Genomic DNA, 19,916 nt, shown 5'->3' on the forward strand with positions numbered 1-19,916 from the left:
AGGCGTTCAATCGGCGTCCGGCTGGCTGATCTTGCGTGCTTCTTCTACCTGGTATTCAAAGTAACGCTGGAATCCGAAGGCCAGGCTGCCCATGAGGGCGATCGTACCCAGCAACAAGGAAAACACCAATGCGGCGATCGTCAGCCAGTTCGTACCGCCTGCGGGGGCATCAGGCGCACTGGCGGGATTGAACTGCTGGTTCCATTTTTCGCGTTCGGTCAATGCGTACACGATGGCCATCAGGCAACTCGCCGCCACTGTAGCGCCCAGCAGCGGAATCAGCACCCAGGAGAGTTTGTCGTCCTGCCCGTAGCTGAGCACCCGGTCTACGCCCCACCATCCCAGCGCGGCAGGCACCGGGTGCAGCCAGCCCACCCAGTCGCCCAGGCCACGCAGATAGAAGCGGTGCAGGCCGAGCGTGCCACCCAGCAACGCGAGCCAGACGGCCAGCGTCTTGTTCTTGCGACCGGCGCTCACTGCCGGCTTTCGGTGTCGGTCGGTGGGGTGGTGTCGCCTGGCCCCAGGCTCTTTTGCATCAGCACGATGTCAAGCCAGCGGTCGAACTTCCAGCCGCACGACTGCACGATGCCCACGCGCTCAAAGCCCAGCGCTTTGTGGACGCCAATCGAGCCCGCATTGCCCGAATCGCCGATCACGGCCATCACCTTGCGGGCGCCGGCGCGTTCGAAAGCCGCCATCAGCTCGGCCAGCAGGGCGCGCCCCCAGCCCTTGCCAGCCGATTGGGGCGCCATGTAGATCGAGTCTTCGACCGAGAAACGGTAGGCGGGGCGTGGCTTGAACCAGTTGCCGTAGGCGAACCCCAGCACCTGACCGTTTTCTTCAATCACCAGCCAGGGCAGGCCTTTGGACAGCACGTCGGCCCGGCGGGAGGCCATGTCTTGGGCGGTTGGCGGGGTGGTTTCGAAGGTGCCTGTGCCGTGCAGGACGTGGTGACCATAAATGCGGGTGATGGCGTCAAGATCGGCGTCGACGCTGGGACGAATGAGCGGCATGGGTGTGGTTCAGGTGAAGTTCGGTCGGACGGCGTTTGGTTTTCAGCCGCACGGGCTATAATCGCAGGCTTTGTGGCGTTTCGCTGGCCGGGTGGTCAGTCGTGTGTCTCAAGCGCTGCAATCAAGCGGGTTGTTGTGTCGGATGTGTTGCATCCCGCAAGAACCCGGTGAAGTACCGATTTTGGTACCTCTCCACCCGAAGGATAAATCATGGTCGTCATCCGACTTTCCCGCGGCGGTGCAAAAGCCCGTCCGTTCTACAACATCGTCGTTGCCGACAAGCGCAACCGCCGTGATGGCCGCTTCATCGAGCGCATCGGTTTCTACAACCCGCTGGCCCGCGGTGGTGAAGAGCCGCTGCGTATCGCCATGGACCGCCTGACCTACTGGACCGGCGTGGGTGCCACCCCGTCCGACACCGTGGCTCGTCTGGTCAAGCAGAACGCCGAGAAGGCCGCAGCCTGATCCTCGGGCTGCTCCGTCCGGTGAAATTCTGGTGAGCAGCCCTTTGCCCGCGCCCTTCACCGCATCGGTCCTTCCGGACGATGCTGTCGAACTGGGGCGCATCCAGGAGGCCTGGGGCATCAAAGGATGGATGCGCATCCATCCCCACAGCACCGACACACAGGCGCTGTTTGCCTCCCCCCAATGGTTTCTTCAGCCACCCGAAGCCCGCTTCGCGCGTGGCTTTTCGGCGTTTTCCTGCAGCGTTTCGGTCACCGTGGCCGACATCAAAATGCATGCGGACGGCGTGGTTGCCCGATTTGAAGGCATGGACGACCGCAGCGCTGCCGAAGCGCTCAAGGGCGTCCGCATCTTTGTGCCCCGCAGCGTGTTCCCGCCCACACCCGAAGGCGAGTACTACTGGGTCGACCTGATCGGCCTCGACGTGGTCAATCGCGAAGGCGAGCACATGGGCGTGGTGCGCGATCTCATGTCGACCGGCCCCAACGCCGTGCTGGTGCTCGAATACACCGACACCATCGATGGTGTTGAGCAAACGGCAGAACGCATGATCCCTTTCGTTGCGGCCTACGTGGACGATGTGGATCGGGCTGCTCGTCGCATCACCGTCGACTGGCAAAAAGACTATTGAATCCCCGGGGGACAATACCCTCATGCGATTCGACGTCATCACCCTGTTTCCCGAGCTGTTTGAACCCTTCTTCAAGAGCGGTATCAACCGGCGGGCATTCGAGGGCGGCTTGGTGGACGTGCGGCTCTGGAACCTCAGGGACCATGCCGAGGGTCAGTACCGGCGGGTGGACGACCGACCTTTTGGAGGTGGGCCTGGCATGGTCATGATGGCCGAGCCTCTCTGGAGGTGCCTGCAGGCGGTTCGTTCAGACCGGGACGACCCGCCAGACCACCTGGCCCCGGTGGTGATGTTCACCCCCACAGGCGAACGCCTTTCACACTCGGGCGTCGAATCCTGGGCGAAGGGCGAGGGTGCCGTGCTGGTGTGCGGCCGGTACGAGGGCGTGGACCAGCGCTTCGTCGAGGCCTGTGTCGACATCCAGATCAGCCTTGGCGACTTCGTGCTTTCAGGTGGCGAGATTCCTGCCATGGCATTGCTCGATGCCGTGGCCCGACTGCAGCCAGGTGTGCTCAGCGACGAAGGCAGTCATCAGCAGGACAGTTTCAATCCCGCTCTCGATGGCTTGCTGGACAGCCCGCATCACACCCGTCCGGAGGTCTGGCACGGACCCAACGGCCCGATGCAGGCGCCCGAGGTGTTGCTGGGCGGCCACCATGAGCGCATCGCGCGGTACCGCCGCGAACAGAGTCTGGCCCTCACCGCGAGCCTGCGACCGGACCTTCTGGACCAGGCACGCGCCCGGGGTGCACTGAGCAAGCAGGACGAGGCTTTTCTGCGTTCCCGCAAATAGTTATAATCAAAGGCTTTTCGATCCTCTGACCGGCCGCCGTGACCGGGCCAGCCCGCAATGGAATCCATGTTTCATGGACCCACTGGACAGGGCCCCTGCCGGATTCGTGGCCTTTAGTGCAGCGCGGGCATGATCGTGAATCAGGAAACCATGAACCTCATCCAGACCCTTGAGCAAGAAGAAATTGCTCGTTTGAACAAAGACATTCCCCCGTTTGCCCCTGGTGACACCGTCATCGTGAGCGTGAACGTGGTCGAAGGCACCCGCAAGCGCGTGCAGGCCTACGAAGGCGTGGTGATTGCCCGTCGCAACCGTGGCTTGAACTCCAGCTTCATCGTTCGCAAGATCTCCAACGGCGAAGGCGTCGAGCGCACCTTCCCGCTGTACAGCCCCCGTATTGCCAAGATCGAAGTCAAGCGCCGTGGCGACGTGCGTCGCGCCAAGCTGTACTACCTGCGCGATCGCAGCGGCAAGTCGGCACGCATCAAGGAAAAGCTGGGCGCGTGATGCGCGGGCCATTGGCCCCGTGTCCTCGCTGAAAGGCCGCTCTTCGGAGCGGCCTTTTTTCTAGGTACATCCCTTTCCGCCGCCAGTGGGTAGGGCTGCTCCCCGTTGCCAAGACGCAGTTGGGCGATGTTGGGCCAGAATCAGTGCGTCGCTTGGTGATCTCACACTTTCCATGACCCGTTTTCTGCCTCAGTTTGATCCCCGTGCCGTGCCCGTGTTGGTCCGGGACGATGACCATGGTCTGCGCCCCGCCCATGCCGACCGGATGACACCTGAAGGTTTGCGCAAGCTGTTCGCCAGCCCGCCGGTGTGGACGCCGGAGGTGCATCGCGAGCAGAAATTCATGAATCGCGAAACGGCGCATGCGGCCGTATTGCTGCCCTTGGTCATGAGGGACCGGCTCACTTTGATCCTGACGCAGCGCACCACGCACTTGTCCACCCATTCGGGCCAGATCGCCTTGCCAGGCGGCAAGGTGGATGCGGAGGACGCCGATGCCACGGCCACCGCGTTGCGAGAGGCGCATGAAGAGATAGGTTTGTCGGCAGACGCCATTGAAGTGCTGGGCACCTTGCCGGTCTACACCACGGGTAGCGCGTTTGTCATCACGCCGGTCGTCGGGCTGGTGCAGCCTGATTTCTTGCCGCAGCCGAACCCCTTTGAAGTGGCCGACGTGTTTGAAGTGCCGTTGGCCTACCTGATGGACCCGGCCCATCACCGCAGGCACGTGTTCGAGTTTGAGGGTGTGGTGCGCGAGTGGTATTCGATGCCTTATCAGGACGGCCCCAGCGAGCGTTTCATCTGGGGTGCCACGGCGGGCATGCTGCGCAACTTCTATCGTCTGCTCTCCACCTGAGTCTTCGGGTGCCGCCGCTATGATGGCACCCATGAGTTTCTTTGCCATCCTCATTGCCTTGCTGCTGGAGCAGGCGCGGCCGTTGGCGTACGACAACCCGGTGCATGGCGCCATGCGCTGGTGGGTGAGGCTGGTGCGGCGCAACCTCGATGCGGGAGAGTCGGCCCACGGCTGGCTGGCATGGTTGTTGGCGGTGGGCGTGCCTGCTGCGGTGGCCGGTCTGGCCCATTGGGGGCTTTATGCCCTCAACCCGCTGCTGGGCTTTGTGTGGCTGGTGGGTGTGTTGTATGTCACCTTGGGTTTCCGCCAGTTCAGCCACCATTTCAGTGACATTCGCCAGGCACTGGAAAGTGGCGATGATCTGACGGCCCGAGAGAAATTTGCCCACTGGTTGCGCGTGGACGCACACAGCCTGCCGCGCACCGAATTGTTGCGACAGGTGATCGAGCACTCCGTGGTGTCAGCGCATCGCCATGTGTTCGGGGTATTGATTACGTTTGTCTTCTTCTGGATGCTGGGCCTGGGGCCGGTGGGCGCGGTGCTGTACCGTCTGGCAGAGTATGTGTCGCGAAATTGGCGCGCGAGAGTCGATGGCACCCCGAGCGTGGCGCTTCAGGTGGCAGCGGCGCGTGCCTGGCAATGGGTTGACTATGTGCCTGCCCGCTCCACCGCGCTGGGGTTTGCGGTGGTGGGCAATTTTGAGGAGGCGGTGGCGAACTGGCGAAGCGAGGCTGCCCGCCACGCACCGGGCAGCGATGGTGTGGTGCTGGCGGCCACCGCGGGAGCGCTGAATGTGCGCTTGGCTGCTCAGGCACCGCAGGAGGTGCTGGCTTCACAGGTGGATGGCAGCTTCCGACCCGATCCACAGCTGGCTCATCTGGGCGGCGTGGTCGGCCTGGTCTGGCGTACCGTGGTCTTGTGGATGCTGCTGCTGGCCTTGCTCACGCTCGCGCGCTTGATAGGCTAGCTACCCCCCGCGGCGCCTTCGGCGCCACCCCCCTGGAAGGGGGGCGATACCAGCCGTCTGGCAAAGCCAGCCCGGCGGTATCCCTGGAAGGGTCCCTTCACAAGATGCGAATCACGCTCCGACCAACAATGTGCGTCAGTACGTGCGCCTGTTTGAAAGCTCGTCAAACAGGTCGCGGTAGATGCGGTAGCGGTTTTCGCTGATGGCCAGGGTGTCTGGGGTGGTCAGCTCAGAGCCGGAATGCCCGCCTTGCACATGGGTGATCACCGAGCAGCCTGGTTCGTGCAGATGGGTGCAGTTGTAGAACTTGCAGTGGCCGAGTGTGGCGCGCAGGTCGGGCATGTATTGCGCAAGCTGCATGGGTTCAATGTGGTTGAGGCCGAACTCCTGAAACCCGGGGGAGTCGATCAGCGCGGTTTTGCGTTCCGCGTCGGTCCAGTACCAAGTGGTGCTGGTGGTCGTGTGTTTGCCTGAATTCAGGGCTTTTGAGATTTCACCGGTGAGGGCTTGGGCGTGCGGCACCAGCCGGTTCACCAGGGTGCTTTTTCCAGCGCCTGATGGCCCCAGCACCAGGGTTCGTTTGCCAGCCAGCTTTGCCAGAAGTGCATCGATGCCGGCCTCCGAACCTGCGGCCGTGTCGCCCTTGAGTCGCAGCGGCAGTACCGTGCAGCCCATGCGGCAGTAAGGAGCCAGTCGATCCCAGGCACGGTCAAACGCTGGCTGCAGGTCGCTCTTGTTGAGCACGATCAGCACGTCGATGCGCTCGGCTTCTGCCGCGATCAGGGCGCGGGCCAGCTGCGTTTCAGAAAACTCGGGGTCGGCCGCGACCAGCACCAGCACCTGGTCCAGGTTGGCAGCGAAGGACTTGGTGCGCAATTCGTCCTGCCGGTAGAAAAGGTTGCGGCGCTCTTCGACGCGCTCGATGCTGCCTTCGTCCCCGGTGTGTTGCCACCGCACCTGATCGCCCACGACCACCTGGCTTTTTTTCCCACGCGGGTGGCAGATGCGTCGCGTGCCGTCGGGACTCTCGACCAGGCAGTGCCGCCCAAATGCCGCCACCACCAGACCTTCCATGCTTTCCGCGGAATCGGCCGTCGACTGCGCGTGGCGAGGCTTCAAAGTGGCCCCCTGAAGATGGGTGTGTTCATTCAGGTCTTGATGAGTTGGTCCACCGCGGCGGCGCAGTGGAAATCGCTGCGCGAAATGCCATACACATCGTGGGTGTTGAAGCGCACCGTGCAGCGCCCGTAGCTCAGCGCGAGGTCGGGGTGATGGTCTTCGCGGTGAGCGACCCAGGCCACGGCGTTGACGAAGGCCATGGTTTCATGGAAGTTGGCGAATTCGAACGCCTTCTCCAGCGCGCCGTCCATCAGCTTCCAGCCCTGGGCACTGTCGCCATTGAGCTGGGTCAGGTGGGTGACGAGCTCGGTCGCGCTGAGCGCGCGGCGGTTCTGATGAACTTGATGCATTGTGATGATGAGATCGGATTTCAGTAGCCCAGGTGCCGGAGTGCGACCCCAATGCATGAAACAGTGCGGTCCGGGGCGCCGCCGGGCCGGCTTTGCCGGACGGCCAGTGCCGCCCCCTGGAGGGGGTAGCGCGAAGCGCTGCGGGGGTGTTTCATTTCAGGCGGCGCGCAGTCTGGCCAGGCGCTCGCTGGCCGGCGGATGCGAGTAGTAGAACTTCGCGTACACAGGATCGGGTGTGAGGGTGCTGGCGTTGTCCGTGTAGAGCTTGAGCAGGGCGGAGGCCAGGTCGGTGCCGCTGGTCTGGGCCACGGCGTAGGCATCGGCCTCGAACTCGTGCCGGCGAGAGAGCTGCGCGGTCAGGGGAGACAAAAAGAAGGTGAAAAGCGGGATCACCAGCATGAACAGCAGAAGCGCCAACGCGTCGTTGGGTGCATCCAGCGAAGGCGTGACACCCAGGCCGGTATAGAACCAGGCCTGCTGCGAGGCCCAGCCCAGCAGAGCGAAACCGAGAAGACTGATCGCGAACATCATGGCAATGCGCTTGACGATGTGACGGCGTTTGTAGTGGCCGAGTTCGTGTGCCAGCACCGCGTCGATCTCCGGTGGGCTGAGTTGCTTCAGCAAGGTGTCGAAGAAAACCACCCGCTTGGCCGCACCGAAGCCGGTGAAATAGGCGTTGGCGTGCGCGCTGCGCTTGCTGCCATCCATCACGAAAAGCCCGCTGGCCGCGAAGCCGCATCGCTGCATGAGTGCGTTCACCCGCGCTTTCAGTTCTTCGTCCTTCAAAGGCTCGAACTTGTTGAACAGCGGTGCGATCACGGTGGGGTAGAGCACCAGCAGCAGCAAGTTGAACACCATCCACGCGCCCCAGGCCCAGAGCCACCAGAGGGGGCCGGCAGCGCCCATGAGCCAGAGCATCAGGGCGGCGATCGGCAGGCCGATGAGGGCGGCCACCAATGTGCCCTTCACCAGATCGCCTAGCCACAGCGCGAGCGTCATCTTGTTGAAGCCGAAGCGTTCCTCAATGCGGAAGGTCGACCACCAGCCCATGGGCATTGACACCAGACCCCCGATCAGCCCAAACGCGGCCAGCAGCGCCAGTTGCTGCACCATGCCGCCACCCAGCGCCGCCAGCAAGGTCGCATTCAGCCAGTCAAGCCCGCCCAGCAGGGTCCAGGCAAGCAGCACTGCTGTCTCCAGCGCCAGTTCCAGCATGCCGAACCGGGTCTTGGTGATGGTGTAGTCGGCGGCCTTGCGGTGGGCTTCTGGCGTGATGGTTTGTGCGAATGCGGCAGGGACCGCACCGCGGTGACGCGCCACGTGCCGGATCTGCCGGCTCGCCAGCACCAGGCGCGTGACAAGACCCAGCATCAGAAGGACGCAGAAAACGGCGGTGAATGTGAAGGAAGCAGAATCCATGGAGGGTGAGTCTATCGAAGACGGGCGGTGGCGGTGGTCGAAGCGGGCATGCCGGTCGAAAGGGCCTGTTCGGCAGATCGGTGAGAATCAGAGTATGACCAGCGTCCACATACCCGAAAGCCCTCCGGCCGAAGCCGGTACCTCCCCACTCCTGACAAAAAGCGACCAGAACCTGGTCTGGCTCGACTGCGAAATGAGCGGTCTGGACCCCGAAAAAGAGCGCCTGCTGGAAATTGCGGTGGTGATCACGGGGCCGCAACTCACACCCCGGGTGGAAGGGCCAGTGCTCGTGATCCATCAGAGCGATGCGCTGCTGGCGGCCATGGACAACTGGAACAAGGGCACCCATGGCAGGAGTGGTCTGATCGACAAGGTCAAGGCCAGCACGGTGGATGAAGAGGCTGCGCAGGCCGAACTGCTGGCGTTCATTGGCAAGTACGTGCCCAAAAATGGCTCGCCCATGTGTGGCAACACCATCAGCCAGGACCGGCGATTTCTGGTGAAGTACATGCCCAAGCTGGAGGCTTACTTCCACTACCGTTGCCTCGACGTGAGCACCCTGAAGGAGCTGGCCAAACGCTGGCGCCCCGAGGTGTACGACGCGTTTAAGAAGCAGCAGAAGCACACGGCGCTGGCCGATGTGCACGAGTCCATTGACGAACTCGAGCACTACCGCACGCATTTTCTGCGTTGAGTTGCGCTGCACGACTCAGACGTTCAGGCACCTGTGTTCTGGCTCAAAGGTCGCCAGCACCCGCATGTCAAAATCATGAACTTTTCGTGAATTTCCCATGACAAAAAAATCCCGTTCGCGTTTTGTGACCCGGCACCAGGAAGCTTTGCAGCTGGGTGCAGCGGTACTCTTCCTCGTCATGGTCGGCGTGTATGCGTCGCTCACGGGCGCATCGACCGTCGGCCTGACCTCGTCAGCGGTGTGGCTCCTGATCGTCGCAGCCGGCGTGGGTGCCTACATGGCCATGAACATCGGTGCCAACGATGTGGCCAACAACATGGGGCCGTCGGTGGGCTCTGGCGCCATGACCATGGGCTGGGCGATTGTGGTCGCGGCGGTGTTTGAGGCGCTGGGGGCCATTGTGGCTGGCGGCGAGGTGGTGGGCACCATCAAGGGCGGCATCATCGACCCGGCACAGATCCGCGACGCCACCACGTTCGCCTGGGTCATGTTTGCCGCGTTGCTGGCGGGCGCGCTCTGGCTCAACCTGGCCACTGCAGTGGGGGCGCCGGTGTCCACCACGCATTCGATCATTGGGGCTGTCATGGGCGCTGGCATTGCCGCCGGTGGCTGGGGGCTGGTGAACTGGGACACCATTGGGGCCATCGTGATGAGCTGGGTGATTTCCCCCCTCATGGGCGGTGCTTTGGCGGCGGGGTTTCTCTACCTTATCAAGCGCAGCGTGACGTACCGAAGCGAAAAGACCGATGCCGCCGGTCGCGTGGTGCCGGTGCTGATTGGCCTCATGGTGTGGGCCTACACCACCTACATGTTGCTCAAGGGGCTGGGGCAGATCGTCAAGGTGGCGTTTCCGGTGGCCTTGCTCGCTGGCGCAGGGGTGGCCGTTGTGGTGTGGTGGTTCATTCACAAACCCCTGGGGCGTCTGGCCCTTCGGCAGGACAACAGCAAGCAGGGTGTCAACCGTCTGTTCACCTGGCCTTTGATCTGTTCCGCCGCCTTGCTGAGCTTTGCGCACGGTGCCAATGACGTGGCCAATGCCATTGGGCCGCTGGCCGCCATCTATGAGGCTGTGAAGAGCGGGGCCATTGCCTCGAAGGCAGCCACACCACTGTGGATCATGGTGCTCGGGGCGCTGGGTCTGGCGGTGGGCCTGGCGCTGTACGGGGCCAAGCTCATCCGCACCGTGGGCAAGGAGATCACCGAGTTGGACAACATGCGCGCGTATTCCATCGCCATGGCCGCTACGCTGACGGTGATCGTGGCCTCCCAGCTTGGGATGCCGGTGTCCACCACCCACGTGACCATCGGCGCCGTGTTTGGTGTGGGCTTTCTGCGGGAACTGCTGAAGGTGAATTACGCCAAGATGGAAGCGGTGGTGTTTGCCGGCCATCAGGGCGCCGACCGCGCTGAAGTCGAGGCTTATCTACACCGCTTCGAGGCGGCCGAGGTGCAAGAGAAGAAGCAGATGCTGGCCGACATGAAGCGGCGCGCCAAGCTGCGCGAAAGTGCGGAAGGTGCGGTGTTTGCGAAGAAGGAGCAAAAAGCGCTGAAGAAGGCGATCAAGAAGGAAATCGTCAAACGTTCGGTGGTGATGCGCATCGTGGCCGCTTGGATCATCACGGTGCCTGCCACCGCAGTGCTGGCTGCCATCCTGTTCCAGATCGTTTCAGCGATTCTGAGCTGAAGGCAGAAATAATCCAGGGTTTTCCCTGAATGTGTGTGATAATCATGGGCTTCGCAGGCAACTGCGATGATTTGTGCATCTGCCTCACACACCAGGCCCCCCGAACATGGGGTTGTCGCGCAGCCGGAAACGGTTCGCAGCAGCCCGCTAGGCTTTTTTTGCCCGGCACAGCGGATGGGGCCTTCGCTCCCGGCGTTATCCTTTGTGACCCACGGCGCGTTGATCGTTTGATGGTTGATGTTTTGTAACCACGAACGGATCAAGCGCCCCGGAGCTGCCACCCACTGAGGTCGGCATTCCATTCAGCGTCTGCATTCGATCAATTGCGCGTATTTTGCGCATGGACGAACATGAGCGACTCTTTTGAAGCCCGCGGCGATTTCACGCCCGAAATGAACTCTGCCGACACCGAAGCAGAGATTTCCTCCTCCCAGATGGCCCAGCCGGAAGTGCCCACCGGCCCGAACGGCTTCGAGCTGATTGGCCTGGCGCCCGAGCTGGTGCAAGCCTGTGCCGACCTGGGCTACCTGCAGCCCACAGCCGTGCAGAACAACGTGATTCCCAAGGCCATGCTGGCCGAAGGCGAACAGCGTTTTGCCGATCTGATGGTTTCCAGCCAGACCGGTAGCGGCAAGACCGCCGCCTTCCTGCTGCCCGTGCTGCACACCCTGCTGCAGCAGCGTGCCGATGCCGAGGCCCATGAGCGCGCCGAGCGCGAGCGCTTGGCCGCCGAAGCGATTGCCCGCGGCGAAGCACCTCCCAAGGCGCCCAAGCGCAAGGACCCCACCAGTTCGCGCAACTTCAAGGCCGCCACCCCCGGCGCCCTGATTCTGTGCCCCACCCGCGAACTGGCCCAACAGGTCGCCAACGACGCCATTGACCTGGTTCGCCACTGCCGTGGCCTGCGCATCGCCAACGTGGTGGGCGGCATGCCTTACCAGTTGCAGATCGCTCGCCTACAAAACGCTGATCTGGTGGTGGCCACGCCTGGCCGCCTGCTGGACCTGCAGCGCTCGCAGCAGCTCAAGCTCGACAAGGTGCAGTTCCTGGTGGTGGACGAAGCCGACCGCATGCTGGACCTCGGATTTGCCGACGACCTGGCCGAAGTCAACGAGCTCACCAGCCAGCGCCGCCAGACCATGATGTTCAGCGCCACGTTCGCGCCGCGCATCCAGCAGCTCGCCATGCGCGTGATGCACGACGGTGGCAAGCACGTGCAAAAGGTGCAGATCGATTCGCCGCAGGAGCAACACGCCAACATCAAGCAGGTGCTGTTCTGGGCCGACAACGCCGACCACAAGCGCAAGCTGCTCGATCACTGGCTGCGCGACACCAGCATCAACCAGGCCATTGTTTTCTGCAGCACGCAGATTGAATGCGACGGCCTGGCCACCGACCTGCAACAGTCCAACTTTGCGGCCGTGGCCCTGCATGGCGCTCTGAGCCAGGGCATCCGCAATCGCCGTCTGATGGCTCTGCGTGCCGGCCAGGTGCAGATTCTGGTGGCCACCGATGTGGCGGCCCGTGGCATTGACGTGCCCACCATCACCCACGTGTTCAACTTCGGCCTGCCGATGAAGGCCGAGGACTACACCCACCGCATCGGCCGCACCGGCCGTGCCGGCCGCGATGGCCTGGCAGTGACCTTCGCAGAGCTGCGCGATCGCCGCAAGATCGCCGACATCGAAGGCTATACCCGCCAACGCATCAACGTGGAAACCGTGCCCGGCCTGGAGCCGCGCCAGCGCGCGCCGCAGGCCGACACCTTCGGCCGTGGCCGCCCGCCAGCGCGTGGTGGTGACCGCTTTGGTGGCTCCAACGACCGCTTCGCCGACCGCCGTGGCCCCGCCCGTGGCCCGCGTTTTGAAGGTCGTCCGGAAGGCCGCGCTGAAGCACCGCGCACCGAGTTCCGCCGCCCTGACGCGCGCTTTGATCCGCGCTTCGAAGGACGTGCCGAGCCACAGCGCCCGGAGGGCCGCTTCGACAACCGGGGTGACAACCGCGGCGAACAAGGCGGCTACCGCCCTGACACGCGTCCGTCCGCTGGTCGTGGTTTCGGTGACCGTGCCCCGGCCCGCGCCGGTGGCAAGCCAGGTGGCTTCTCCAGCTTCGGCCGCAGCGACAGGCCCGCAGGTGCAGGCGATCGCGGTGGGTTCAGCGACCGTGGCAACGCCGAGCGCGGTGCCATGCGAGGTGATTTCCAGCCGCGTCGCAGCGAAGGTGGCCCGGCTCGCCCGGTTGCCCGCCGCAACCCGCGCTGATCCGGCTTCAATCGCTAAAAGCCAGGCCTTCGGGTCTGGTTTTTTTTCGTCTGGATCAGGCACTGACGCAGGTGAGTCAGCGAGCAGGCAAGATCTTGAGCGCCAGTTGTTCGGCGAAATAGCGCACTGCAGCCGGCGCCAGGTGACCGTAGTCGTAGGACAAGGGTTCGGTGGCGCCGGCATGCAAGCGCGTCAGACAACCCCCTTTGTTGCAGAAGTAGTCCATGCCGGAGATGAATTCGATGCCCATGGCCTCTGCGCGTGCCCGCAGCTGCTGGGCCATCTCGTCGACCCTTGGGTCCAGGCGCCTGTTGAGGCGCAGGGGAGGAGGCCGGGTGACGGGGCCTTTCTCCCATTCGCTGATCAGGACACGGGGCAGGCTCGTGTCCCAGTAGGGCACGGCACCGAGCAGGACGACGCGCGGCACGCCGGCGCGCTTGATCTCGTCCACCGTGGCTTCGAGTGTGCTGATGTCGTAGCGCGGATGGTGCCAGATGGCGTAGAGCAGGACCACATCGGGTTTTGACTGGCGAATGGCTTCGATGGCGTTGTCGTTTAGGCTCCCGCACAGCGGGCGTGCCTCTGGCCCGAGCACAGGAGGGCAGCCGGCGCTGCTTCGCTCGCCAATACCGAAGTCGTATTGGCCGCCGTCCTGCAACGCCTTGAAGCCCGGGTACAACGAGCCCGCGTGCGAATCGCCCCAGAGGAAGACCAAGGGTCGCTTCTCTTCGATACAGAAATCCTTGTAGTCGGAGGCCGGGTGCTCAAATTCAAGCATGCAGTCCTTGAGGCGCCAGCCCTGCGTCACGGCTTTCAGGCCGCTGCGTGTCAACAGCTCCCGCACCGTCTGGGGGTAACGTTCCTCGAAGCCTTCACGTTGTTGAATGGTGGTGCCCGCAACGGCCACGCCCACCATGGCGGTGCACAGGGCAGCGCTGATGGCGCGGGGGTTGAACGGGCCGAAGCGCACCGGCTTCTCGATCAGCCGGTAGGTCAGCCAGGCCAGCAGCACACTCAGGGCTACCCAGGCCAGTTGGGTGGTCCAGACCGGTGTTTCCCCTGCGCGCAGGTGCGCGAAGGTGAGCAAGGGCCAGTGCCAGAGGTAGAGCGGGTAGCTGATGAGCCCGACCCAGACCATGGGCCTGTTGGCCAGCAGGGTGCGGTTCAGGCGGGTGTGCGGCCCCGTCGCAATCAGCAGCACGGTACCCAGCGTGGGCAGCAGCGCCCAGGCGCCGGGGAAGGCACGCTCCGGGTTGACCAGGGCGAAGCCCAGCACCAGCAGCAGCGCACCGGACCATGCCATCACGGGCGCGGTCAATGAGGGTGTTGGGTTTTCAACCGACGCGATGCGCCCCAGCAAGCCCCGCCAGCCGGCAGGATGCAGGTGCACCGCAGCGAGCAAAGCCCCCAGCATCAGCTCCCAGACACGAGCGGCCGGGTTGAAGAAGGCGGCCGTGGGGTGCTCCCATACCAAAGCCAGGTTCACCGCGAACGACAGCACCAGGATCACGGCGATGCTGCGCATGGCCGACAGGCGCCAGCGGTGCAGCAGGTACAGGGCCAGCGGCCACAGCAGGTAGAACTGCTCCTCGATGGCGAGCGACCACAGGTGCAGCAGCGGCTTGCTGTGGGACTCTGTGTCGAAGTAGCCGGCCTCTTGCCAGAGCAGGAAGTTGGAGACAAAGGTGGCGCCACCGAGCAAGTGTTTGCCCAGTTCGGCGTAGTCGGTGGGAATGAGCTGGAACCAGTCCATGACCATGGTGGTGGCCAGCACCAGTAGCAAGGCGGGGAAGATGCGTTTGACGCGGCGCACATAAAACCCGGCGAAGCTGAAGCGCCCGCGCTGCAGACCCTGCAGGATGATGGTGCTGATGAGGTAGCCGGAGATGACGAAGAAGACGTCCACGCCCACGAAGCCACCGGGCAGCAGCTCGGGAAACGCATGGTGGATCACCACCGCCACCACCGCAATCGCCCTCAGGCCGTCAATGTCGGCCCGGTAGTTGGCGTGCAAGCTTGGTGGCGTGGAAGCCGGTGCGGAATTCAAGGTAGGGAAAGCAGGTGGCCCCGCTGCTGTGGTGTAAGAGGTGCGAGTCATTTGCACACCGCGTGTTCCCACGAGCTCGCCGCATCCCAAGTGCCACGTTTTGAAGCAAGGCCGGCCTGGACCGTGGTCGCTTCCGATGGGCAACCCGGCAAGGGCGGTCGGACGAGGGGGCGCGCGTTCAGCGCGTCCTGAAGATCAATGGAGCCAGTTGCTCGATGTAGTAGCGAACAGCATCGGGCGCCAAGTGTCCGTAGTCGTAACTCAAGGGTTCGACCGCATCCTGATTCAGGCGTGTCAGACAGCCATTGCGGTTACAGAAATAGTCCAGACCTGAGACGAATTCGATGCCCATGGCCTCAGCGCGTGCCCGCATCTGCTGGGTGATGCTTTCCAGCTTGGGGTCCAGTTGGGCTTTGAGTCGCAGGGGCGGGGGCTGGGTCACCGGGCCTTTTTTCCAGGCATCCAGCAGGATGCGGGGCAAAGGTCCTTGCCAATATGGCACCGCGCCCAGCATGATGATGCGGGGCACGCCCGCGGCTTTGATCGCGGCAACGGTGGCTTCGAGATTCTTCAGGTCGTAACGCGGGTGGTGCCACCAGGCATAGAGCACCACGACGTCGGGCTTGGCTTGGCGTATGGCTTCGATGGCGTTGTCGTTCAGGCTCTTGCACAAGGGGCGGGGCTCGATGCCCAGCACAGGGGGGCAGATGGCGCCAGTGCGTTCGCCGATACCGAAGTCGTAGCGGCCACTCTCTTGCAGCGCCTTGAAGCCGGGGTAGAGGGATCCAGCGTGAGAGTCACCCCAGAGGAAGATCAGGGGCCTCTTCTGCTCGATGCAGAAGTCTTTGTAGTTCGATGCGGGCACCCGGAAATCGAGCATGCAGTCGCCGTCTCGCCATCCCTGAATGACCGCCTTTTTGCCACCACGGGTCATCAATTCCCTGACCGAAGGGGGGAAGCGCTCGTCAAATCCCTTCTTTTGGTGGATGGTGGTGCCGGCTGCCGCAGCACCCAGCATGGCTGTGCACAGCGCTGCGATCAAGGCACGACGGTTGAACCGGCCAAAGCGCACCGGTTTCTCCACCAACTGGTAGGTCAGCCAGGCCAGCAGTATCGCCACCGCCACCCAGGTCAGCTGGGTGGTCCAGGCTGGGGTGTCTCCCGCGCGCAGGTGCGCGAAGGTGAGCAGTGGCCAGTGCCAGAGATAGAGCGGGTAGCTGATGAGTCCGACCCAGACCATGGGACGACTGGCCAGCAGTGTACGGTTGATCAGGCTGTTTGGCCCCGCCGCTATCAGCAACACGGTGCCCAGCGTGGGCAGCAGCGCCCAGGCGCCAGGGAAAGCGCGCTGCGGGTGCAGCAGCGCCAGTCCAAGGCCGAGCAATAGCGCGCCCGCCCAGGCCATCCAGGCCGCAGCCTGCTCGGGGGCCTGTTTTTGCGTTGCAGGGAGGCCGAGCAGTCCGCGCCATCCAGCAGGATGAAGCTGGATGGCAGCCAGGAGAGCACCCAACATCAACTCCCAGACCCGCGCTGCCGGGTTGTAGAACGCAGCGACGGGATGGTCCGACACGAGAGCGAGATTGACAAAAAACGAGACCAGCAGAATCAGGGCGATGCTGCGGATCGCCGAGAGCCGCCAGCGGTGCAGCAGATACAGACACAATGGCCAGAGCAGGTAAAACTGTTCCTCAATGGCCAAGGACCACAGGTGCAGCAAGGGTTTGCTCAGCGACTCTGAATCGAAGTATCCAGCCTCCTGCCACAGCAGGAAATTGGAGATGAAGGCGGCACCACCCAGAAGGTGCTTGCCCAGCTCGGCGTAGTCCGATGGAATCAGGCGTTGCCAACCCATCGCTGCCGTGAAAATCAATACCAGCAACAGCGCAGGAAAGATCCGCTTGACCCGGCGAATGTAGAAGTCAGAAAAGGTGAAATGCCCATCGACCAGGCTGCGCAGGATGATCGTGCTGATCAGGTAGCCAGAGAGCACAAAGAAAATGTCTACGCCCACGAAGCCACCTGGCAAGAGGTGGGGAAACGCGTGGTGAATGACTACGGCTGTGACTGCAATTGCCCGCATCCCGTCGATGTCGGGGCGGTATTCGGCGTGATGCGCCGGTGATGGGGAAGTCGTCAAGATAACGTTCTATGGGTCGGATCGAGCAAACCTGCCAATGATATATGCCCGGTGAATGAGGGCTGAGAGTCGAAGCGTTGTCTACCTTTGCCGGTGAGAGCCTATCCTCAGGTCATGCCGTTGCGGCTGGCCAGTTCGACAAACAGGGCCGAATGGTCGAGTTCGGCCAGTCCGTGGTCGGCGGTCTGGGCAAAGAGCTGTTCAAGCAGTTGGGTGATGGGAGCTTCGAACCCGATTTCCCGGCTGGTGGACAAGGCATTGCGCAAGTCGTTGAGCTGGAGCGCGACCGCACCGTGTCTGGTGAAGTCGCGGTCGATCATGCGTTGCCCGTGCACCTGGAGGATGCGGCTGTCGGCGAAACCCCCGGTGATCGCCTCCTTGACCCTGGACATGTCGGCCCCGCCGCGCTGGCACAGCAGCAGGGCTTCAGCCACAGCACCGATGGTGATGCCGACGATCATCTGGTTCGCCAGTTTGGCCAGTTGGCCGGCACCATGGTTGCCCACATGGGTGGCTCGGCCCAGCAGGTCAAACAGCGGGCGCGCCCGTGCAAAGTCGGCAGGCTTGCCTCCCACCATGATGGCCAGTGTGCCCTGTTCGGCGCCTGCGGCCCCCCCGGACAGCGGGGCGTCGAGGTGGTGCACACCCAGAGCGTTCAACCGGGCGGCGTGGTCCTTCGCCTGCCGGGGCGAAATGGACGACATGTCGACGACGAGACTGCCCGGTCGCAAGCCGTTGATGGCGCCTTGATGGAAAAGCACCTCCTCGACCGCTGCGCCGTCGGTCAGCAGCAGGAAGATGATGTCGGCCCGGGCCACCGCTTCGGCTGGTTGACTGACCACGTGCACATCCAGCGAGGTCAATGGGGCGGCTTTTAAGCGCGTGCGGTTCCAGGCGGTGATGCTCACACCCGCCGCTCGCAGGCGGCGGGCAACCGTCATGCCCATGGTGCCGATGCCCAGCACGGCCATACTTGGCAATGGATCGGGCGTCGGGGTTGACTCGGGTAGAAGCGAAACGGAGGGGACGGCGATGTTCACTTTGAGTTGTGCAATGGCGGGTCTGGAGACCAGGGCATTGTGGTGCTCCGGACCGAACACGGGAAAAAAATGCGGTTCCCGGGTCAGCCCGGAAACCGCATGGAAGTGGCTCAACTACCGAGGCAGCTGAGAACCACGGAGTGGTAAGGTGACGGCCATGCCTTCGCCGATCGATTTGGCGTTGGAGTCCATTTGTGCGCCCAGGTTGGTGCTGGCGCGGCTGCAGTGGTGCTGCATCAGTTGTTCTGCCCGTTCAGCGTCGCCCCCGTTCACGGCGTTGGCAATGGCCTCGTGTTCGTCCCAGACAGGCTCGCGCAGCAAGTCGGACTGCAGCGCCTCACCCATTGCCCGGCGGATGTGGTGCCAATGCAGGAGCGCACTCTGTTCGATGAGCGGATTGCCGGCGGCGCGGTAGAGCGCGGTGTGAAAGGCGAGGTCAGCGTCGATCATGGCCTTGATGTCGTCGCGCTTCACGGCCGCTCGCCCGTTGGCGATCAGCGCCGGATCCATGACGGTGCCTCGCGATGCGGCCAGCCGGGTCGCCAGCGCGTCGAGTGCGCTTCGCACTTCGTAGACCTGTGCGATCCAGTGCGCATCCAGAGGCGCGACCTGCAGTCCACGGCTGCGGCCGGCTTGGCCACCGGTGATGGGCGCGTCATGCACAAAGCCGTCTTTTTTGAGCAACTTCAGAGCCTGGGTGATGGGCTGACGCGACACAGCCAGTTGATCGGCCAGTTCTTCCTGTGTGATGCGCTGGCCGGGCTTGAGCGAACCCGCGCTGATGGCATCGAGCAGCACGCGATAGACCTGATCGGCCAGATCTGGCGAGGTTTCAAGTTTGAGCAATTGGGCGACCATAAAGGTTTGTATTGAATACTGTATGCAGAATACCGCATCCTGAATGGTCTGTCACGCGAGCGTTTGGCACCTTGTACATGCCGCCTGCGTGCACAATGCCGTCGATGACTTCGCCGCAACTGAAAAATCCGACCTGGCTGGACGGCCAATACAACAACCGGGCCTTGGTGCCCGAGCACGGGCGGCACTTTGCCGAGTGGGCTGCCGCATCCGAGCAGGCGCGTCGCAGCACCACGGCCATACTCGATGTGCAGTACGGCCACGGCACGGGTGAGATGCTGGACATCTTTCCCGCCGCGCGCGTTCCTGGGCGTGCGCCCGCGCCGGTGGTGGTTTTCATCCATGGGGGCTACTGGCGCAGCCTGGACAAATCGGATCATTCGTTTCTGGCGCCGGCGTTCGTGAAGCAGGGCGTCTGTGTGGTGATGCCCAACTACGCCTTGTGCCCGGCGGTCACCATTCCAGACATCACGCTGCAGATGGTTCGTGCCCTGGCCTGGGTTTACCGCCACATCGGGGTGCATGGAGGTGATCCGGAGCGCATCACGGTGATCGGCCATTCGGCCGGCGGGCATCTTGCCGCCATGCTGCTGGCCTGCCAGTGGCCTGCGGTGGGTGCTGATCTGCCGGATGCGCTGGTCAGAAACGCGCTGTCGATCTCCGGCCTGTACGACCTCGAACCCCTTCGGCACACCCCCTTCCTGCGCGATTCACTGCGTCTGACCCCGGCGCAAGTCAGGAAGGCCAGTCCGGCCCTGCTGCCGGCGCCCACTCTAAAGGAAGGACGCGGCGCGCTGTTCAGCGTCGCCGGGGGGAACGAGAGCAGCGAGTTTCTTCGCCAGAACCAGCTCATCCAGCAGGTCTGGGGGCCGCATGTGGTGCCCGTGGCCGAAGCTCTGCCGGGCCTGAACCACTTCAGCGTGCTCGAAGCGCTGGTTCAGCCGCAACACAGGCTGAACCAACTTGCCAAACAGTTGTTGAGCGCGTAGGCCCATTTCCGGAGCGAAGTGCCTTCATCCAGGGATACCGAGGATCCGGCTTCGCCGGTCCAAGGTATCGCCTCCCGGAAGTGATT

At 63.3% G+C, this 19,916-nt stretch carries 19 protein-coding genes; 10 read left to right on the top strand and 9 right to left on the bottom strand.

The features are described 5' to 3' along the window. Nucleotides 1–6 precede the first annotated feature (6 nt). Both J2W49_RS01410 and J2W49_RS01415 read right to left on the bottom strand, forming a co-directional pair. A complete protein-coding gene (locus J2W49_RS01410; RefSeq protein WP_310310798.1) occupies nt 7–477 on the bottom strand; it encodes an NINE protein in 471 nt (156 codons plus the stop codon). Further along, nucleotides 474–1,013, bottom strand: coding sequence for a GNAT family N-acetyltransferase (locus tag J2W49_RS01415; RefSeq protein WP_310310801.1), 540 nt, complete (start codon nt 1,011–1,013; stop codon nt 474–476). The genes J2W49_RS01410 and J2W49_RS01415 overlap by 4 nt, the downstream gene beginning before the upstream one ends. A gap of 210 nt (nt 1,014–1,223) precedes the next feature. Between J2W49_RS01415 and rpsP the strand changes: the two genes are divergently transcribed. The 6 genes from rpsP (at nt 1,224) to J2W49_RS01445 (ending at nt 5,232) form a co-directional block, all read left to right on the top strand. Next, a complete protein-coding gene (gene rpsP, locus J2W49_RS01420; RefSeq protein ID WP_310310803.1) occupies nt 1,224–1,478 on the top strand; it encodes a 30S ribosomal protein S16 in 255 nt (84 codons plus the stop codon). Nucleotides 1,479–1,509: 31 nt separating this feature from the next. Then, entirely contained in the window at nt 1,510–2,109 is a 600-nt protein-coding gene (rimM, locus tag J2W49_RS01425; RefSeq protein ID WP_405000963.1) for a ribosome maturation factor RimM, read from the top strand. A 22-nt stretch (nt 2,110–2,131) separates the two neighbouring features. Next, entirely contained in the window at nt 2,132–2,902 is a 771-nt protein-coding gene (gene trmD, locus J2W49_RS01430) for a tRNA (guanosine(37)-N1)-methyltransferase TrmD (RefSeq protein ID WP_310310805.1), read from the top strand. A 150-nt stretch (nt 2,903–3,052) separates the two neighbouring features. Beyond that, nucleotides 3,053–3,409 (top strand): 50S ribosomal protein L19, encoded by a 357-nt coding sequence (rplS, locus tag J2W49_RS01435; protein WP_310312092.1) that lies wholly within the window; start codon nt 3,053–3,055, stop codon nt 3,407–3,409. Nucleotides 3,410–3,581: 172 nt separating this feature from the next. Continuing rightward, nucleotides 3,582–4,265, top strand: coding sequence for a CoA pyrophosphatase (locus J2W49_RS01440; protein ID WP_310310808.1), 684 nt, complete (start codon nt 3,582–3,584; stop codon nt 4,263–4,265). A 31-nt stretch (nt 4,266–4,296) separates the two neighbouring features. Next, nucleotides 4,297–5,232 carry a CobD/CbiB family protein gene (locus tag J2W49_RS01445; RefSeq protein ID WP_310310811.1) on the top strand — a complete coding sequence of 312 codons (936 nt, stop codon included), beginning with the start codon at nt 4,297–4,299 and terminating at the stop codon, nt 5,230–5,232. A 135-nt stretch (nt 5,233–5,367) separates the two neighbouring features. On the opposite strand, the gene rsgA is transcribed toward J2W49_RS01445, so the two are convergent. From rsgA to J2W49_RS01460, 3 genes are all read right to left on the bottom strand, one after another. Further along, nucleotides 5,368–6,306, bottom strand: a complete 939-nt coding sequence (gene rsgA / locus J2W49_RS01450) for a ribosome small subunit-dependent GTPase A (RefSeq protein WP_310312096.1) — start codon at nt 6,304–6,306, stop codon at nt 5,368–5,370. 74 nt (nt 6,307–6,380) lie between these two features. Beyond that, a complete protein-coding gene (locus J2W49_RS01455) occupies nt 6,381–6,701 on the bottom strand; it encodes a 4a-hydroxytetrahydrobiopterin dehydratase (RefSeq protein WP_310310814.1) in 321 nt (106 codons plus the stop codon). Between the two features lie 156 nt (nt 6,702–6,857). Next, entirely contained in the window at nt 6,858–8,120 is a 1,263-nt protein-coding gene (locus J2W49_RS01460; RefSeq protein WP_310310816.1) for a M48 family metallopeptidase, read from the bottom strand. A 94-nt stretch (nt 8,121–8,214) separates the two neighbouring features. Between J2W49_RS01460 and orn the strand changes: the two genes are divergently transcribed. From orn to J2W49_RS01475, 3 genes are all read left to right on the top strand, one after another. Then, nucleotides 8,215–8,814: an oligoribonuclease gene (gene orn, locus J2W49_RS01465; RefSeq protein ID WP_310310818.1), complete on the top strand. Its 600-nt coding sequence runs from the start codon at nt 8,215–8,217 to the stop codon at nt 8,812–8,814. A gap of 97 nt (nt 8,815–8,911) precedes the next feature. Beyond that, nucleotides 8,912–10,498, top strand: coding sequence for an inorganic phosphate transporter (locus J2W49_RS01470; RefSeq protein WP_310310820.1), 1,587 nt, complete (start codon nt 8,912–8,914; stop codon nt 10,496–10,498). A gap of 350 nt (nt 10,499–10,848) precedes the next feature. After that, a complete protein-coding gene (locus tag J2W49_RS01475; RefSeq protein ID WP_310310822.1) occupies nt 10,849–12,759 on the top strand; it encodes a DEAD/DEAH box helicase in 1,911 nt (636 codons plus the stop codon). 76 nt (nt 12,760–12,835) lie between these two features. Here the strand turns inward: J2W49_RS01475 and J2W49_RS01480 are convergent, their stop codons facing one another. The 4 genes from J2W49_RS01480 to J2W49_RS01495 all read right to left on the bottom strand — a co-directional run bounded on the left by J2W49_RS01480 (nt 12,836) and on the right by J2W49_RS01495 (nt 18,841). After that, a complete protein-coding gene (locus tag J2W49_RS01480; RefSeq protein ID WP_310310823.1) occupies nt 12,836–14,806 on the bottom strand; it encodes an acyltransferase family protein in 1,971 nt (656 codons plus the stop codon). Nucleotides 14,807–14,984: 178 nt separating this feature from the next. Then, nucleotides 14,985–16,886 carry an acyltransferase family protein gene (locus J2W49_RS01485; protein ID WP_405000979.1) on the bottom strand — a complete coding sequence of 634 codons (1,902 nt, stop codon included), beginning with the start codon at nt 16,884–16,886 and terminating at the stop codon, nt 14,985–14,987. A gap of 164 nt (nt 16,887–17,050) precedes the next feature. Beyond that, nucleotides 17,051–17,914: an NAD(P)-dependent oxidoreductase gene (locus J2W49_RS01490; protein WP_310312099.1), complete on the bottom strand. Its 864-nt coding sequence runs from the start codon at nt 17,912–17,914 to the stop codon at nt 17,051–17,053. Between the two features lie 183 nt (nt 17,915–18,097). After that, the gene (locus J2W49_RS01495) at nt 18,098–18,841 is read right to left on the bottom strand and encodes a GntR family transcriptional regulator (protein WP_310310826.1); all 744 of its coding nucleotides are present in this window, start codon (nt 18,839–18,841) and stop codon (nt 18,098–18,100) included. Nucleotides 18,842–18,945: 104 nt separating this feature from the next. Between J2W49_RS01495 and J2W49_RS01500 the strand changes: the two genes are divergently transcribed. After that, nucleotides 18,946–19,830, top strand: coding sequence for an alpha/beta hydrolase (locus tag J2W49_RS01500; RefSeq protein WP_310310829.1), 885 nt, complete (start codon nt 18,946–18,948; stop codon nt 19,828–19,830). Nucleotides 19,831–19,916: the final 86 nt, after the last annotated feature.

The organism is Hydrogenophaga palleronii (genome assembly GCF_031457455.1).
GTDB lineage: Bacteria > Pseudomonadota > Gammaproteobacteria > Burkholderiales > Burkholderiaceae_C > Hydrogenophaga > Hydrogenophaga palleronii_A.

Excerpts from the sequence above, each read along its gene's own strand:
- J2W49_RS01415 (WP_310310801.1), bottom strand. The coding sequence starts at position 1,013 with ATGCCGCTCATTCGTCCCAGCGTCGACGCCGATCTTGACGCCATCACC.
- rpsP (WP_310310803.1), top strand. The coding sequence starts at position 1,224 with ATGGTCGTCATCCGACTTTCCCGCGGCGGTGCAAAAGCCCGTCCGTTC.
- trmD (WP_310310805.1), top strand. The coding sequence starts at position 2,132 with ATGCGATTCGACGTCATCACCCTGTTTCCCGAGCTGTTTGAACCCTTC.
- rplS (WP_310312092.1), top strand. The coding sequence starts at position 3,053 with ATGAACCTCATCCAGACCCTTGAGCAAGAAGAAATTGCTCGTTTGAAC.
- J2W49_RS01440 (WP_310310808.1), top strand. The coding sequence starts at position 3,582 with ATGACCCGTTTTCTGCCTCAGTTTGATCCCCGTGCCGTGCCCGTGTTG.
- J2W49_RS01445 (WP_310310811.1), top strand. The coding sequence starts at position 4,297 with ATGAGTTTCTTTGCCATCCTCATTGCCTTGCTGCTGGAGCAGGCGCGG.
- rsgA (WP_310312096.1), bottom strand. The coding sequence starts at position 6,306 with ATGGAAGGTCTGGTGGTGGCGGCATTTGGGCGGCACTGCCTGGTCGAG.
- J2W49_RS01455 (WP_310310814.1), bottom strand. The coding sequence starts at position 6,701 with ATGCATCAAGTTCATCAGAACCGCCGCGCGCTCAGCGCGACCGAGCTC.
- J2W49_RS01460 (WP_310310816.1), bottom strand. The coding sequence starts at position 8,120 with ATGGATTCTGCTTCCTTCACATTCACCGCCGTTTTCTGCGTCCTTCTG.
- orn (WP_310310818.1), top strand. The coding sequence starts at position 8,215 with ATGACCAGCGTCCACATACCCGAAAGCCCTCCGGCCGAAGCCGGTACC.
- J2W49_RS01470 (WP_310310820.1), top strand. The coding sequence starts at position 8,912 with ATGACAAAAAAATCCCGTTCGCGTTTTGTGACCCGGCACCAGGAAGCT.
- J2W49_RS01475 (WP_310310822.1), top strand. The coding sequence starts at position 10,849 with ATGAGCGACTCTTTTGAAGCCCGCGGCGATTTCACGCCCGAAATGAAC.
- J2W49_RS01485 (WP_405000979.1), bottom strand. The coding sequence starts at position 16,886 with ATGCGGGCAATTGCAGTCACAGCCGTAGTCATTCACCACGCGTTTCCC.
- J2W49_RS01490 (WP_310312099.1), bottom strand. The coding sequence starts at position 17,914 with ATGGCCGTGCTGGGCATCGGCACCATGGGCATGACGGTTGCCCGCCGC.
- J2W49_RS01495 (WP_310310826.1), bottom strand. The coding sequence starts at position 18,841 with ATGGTCGCCCAATTGCTCAAACTTGAAACCTCGCCAGATCTGGCCGAT.
- J2W49_RS01500 (WP_310310829.1), top strand. The coding sequence starts at position 18,946 with ATGACTTCGCCGCAACTGAAAAATCCGACCTGGCTGGACGGCCAATAC.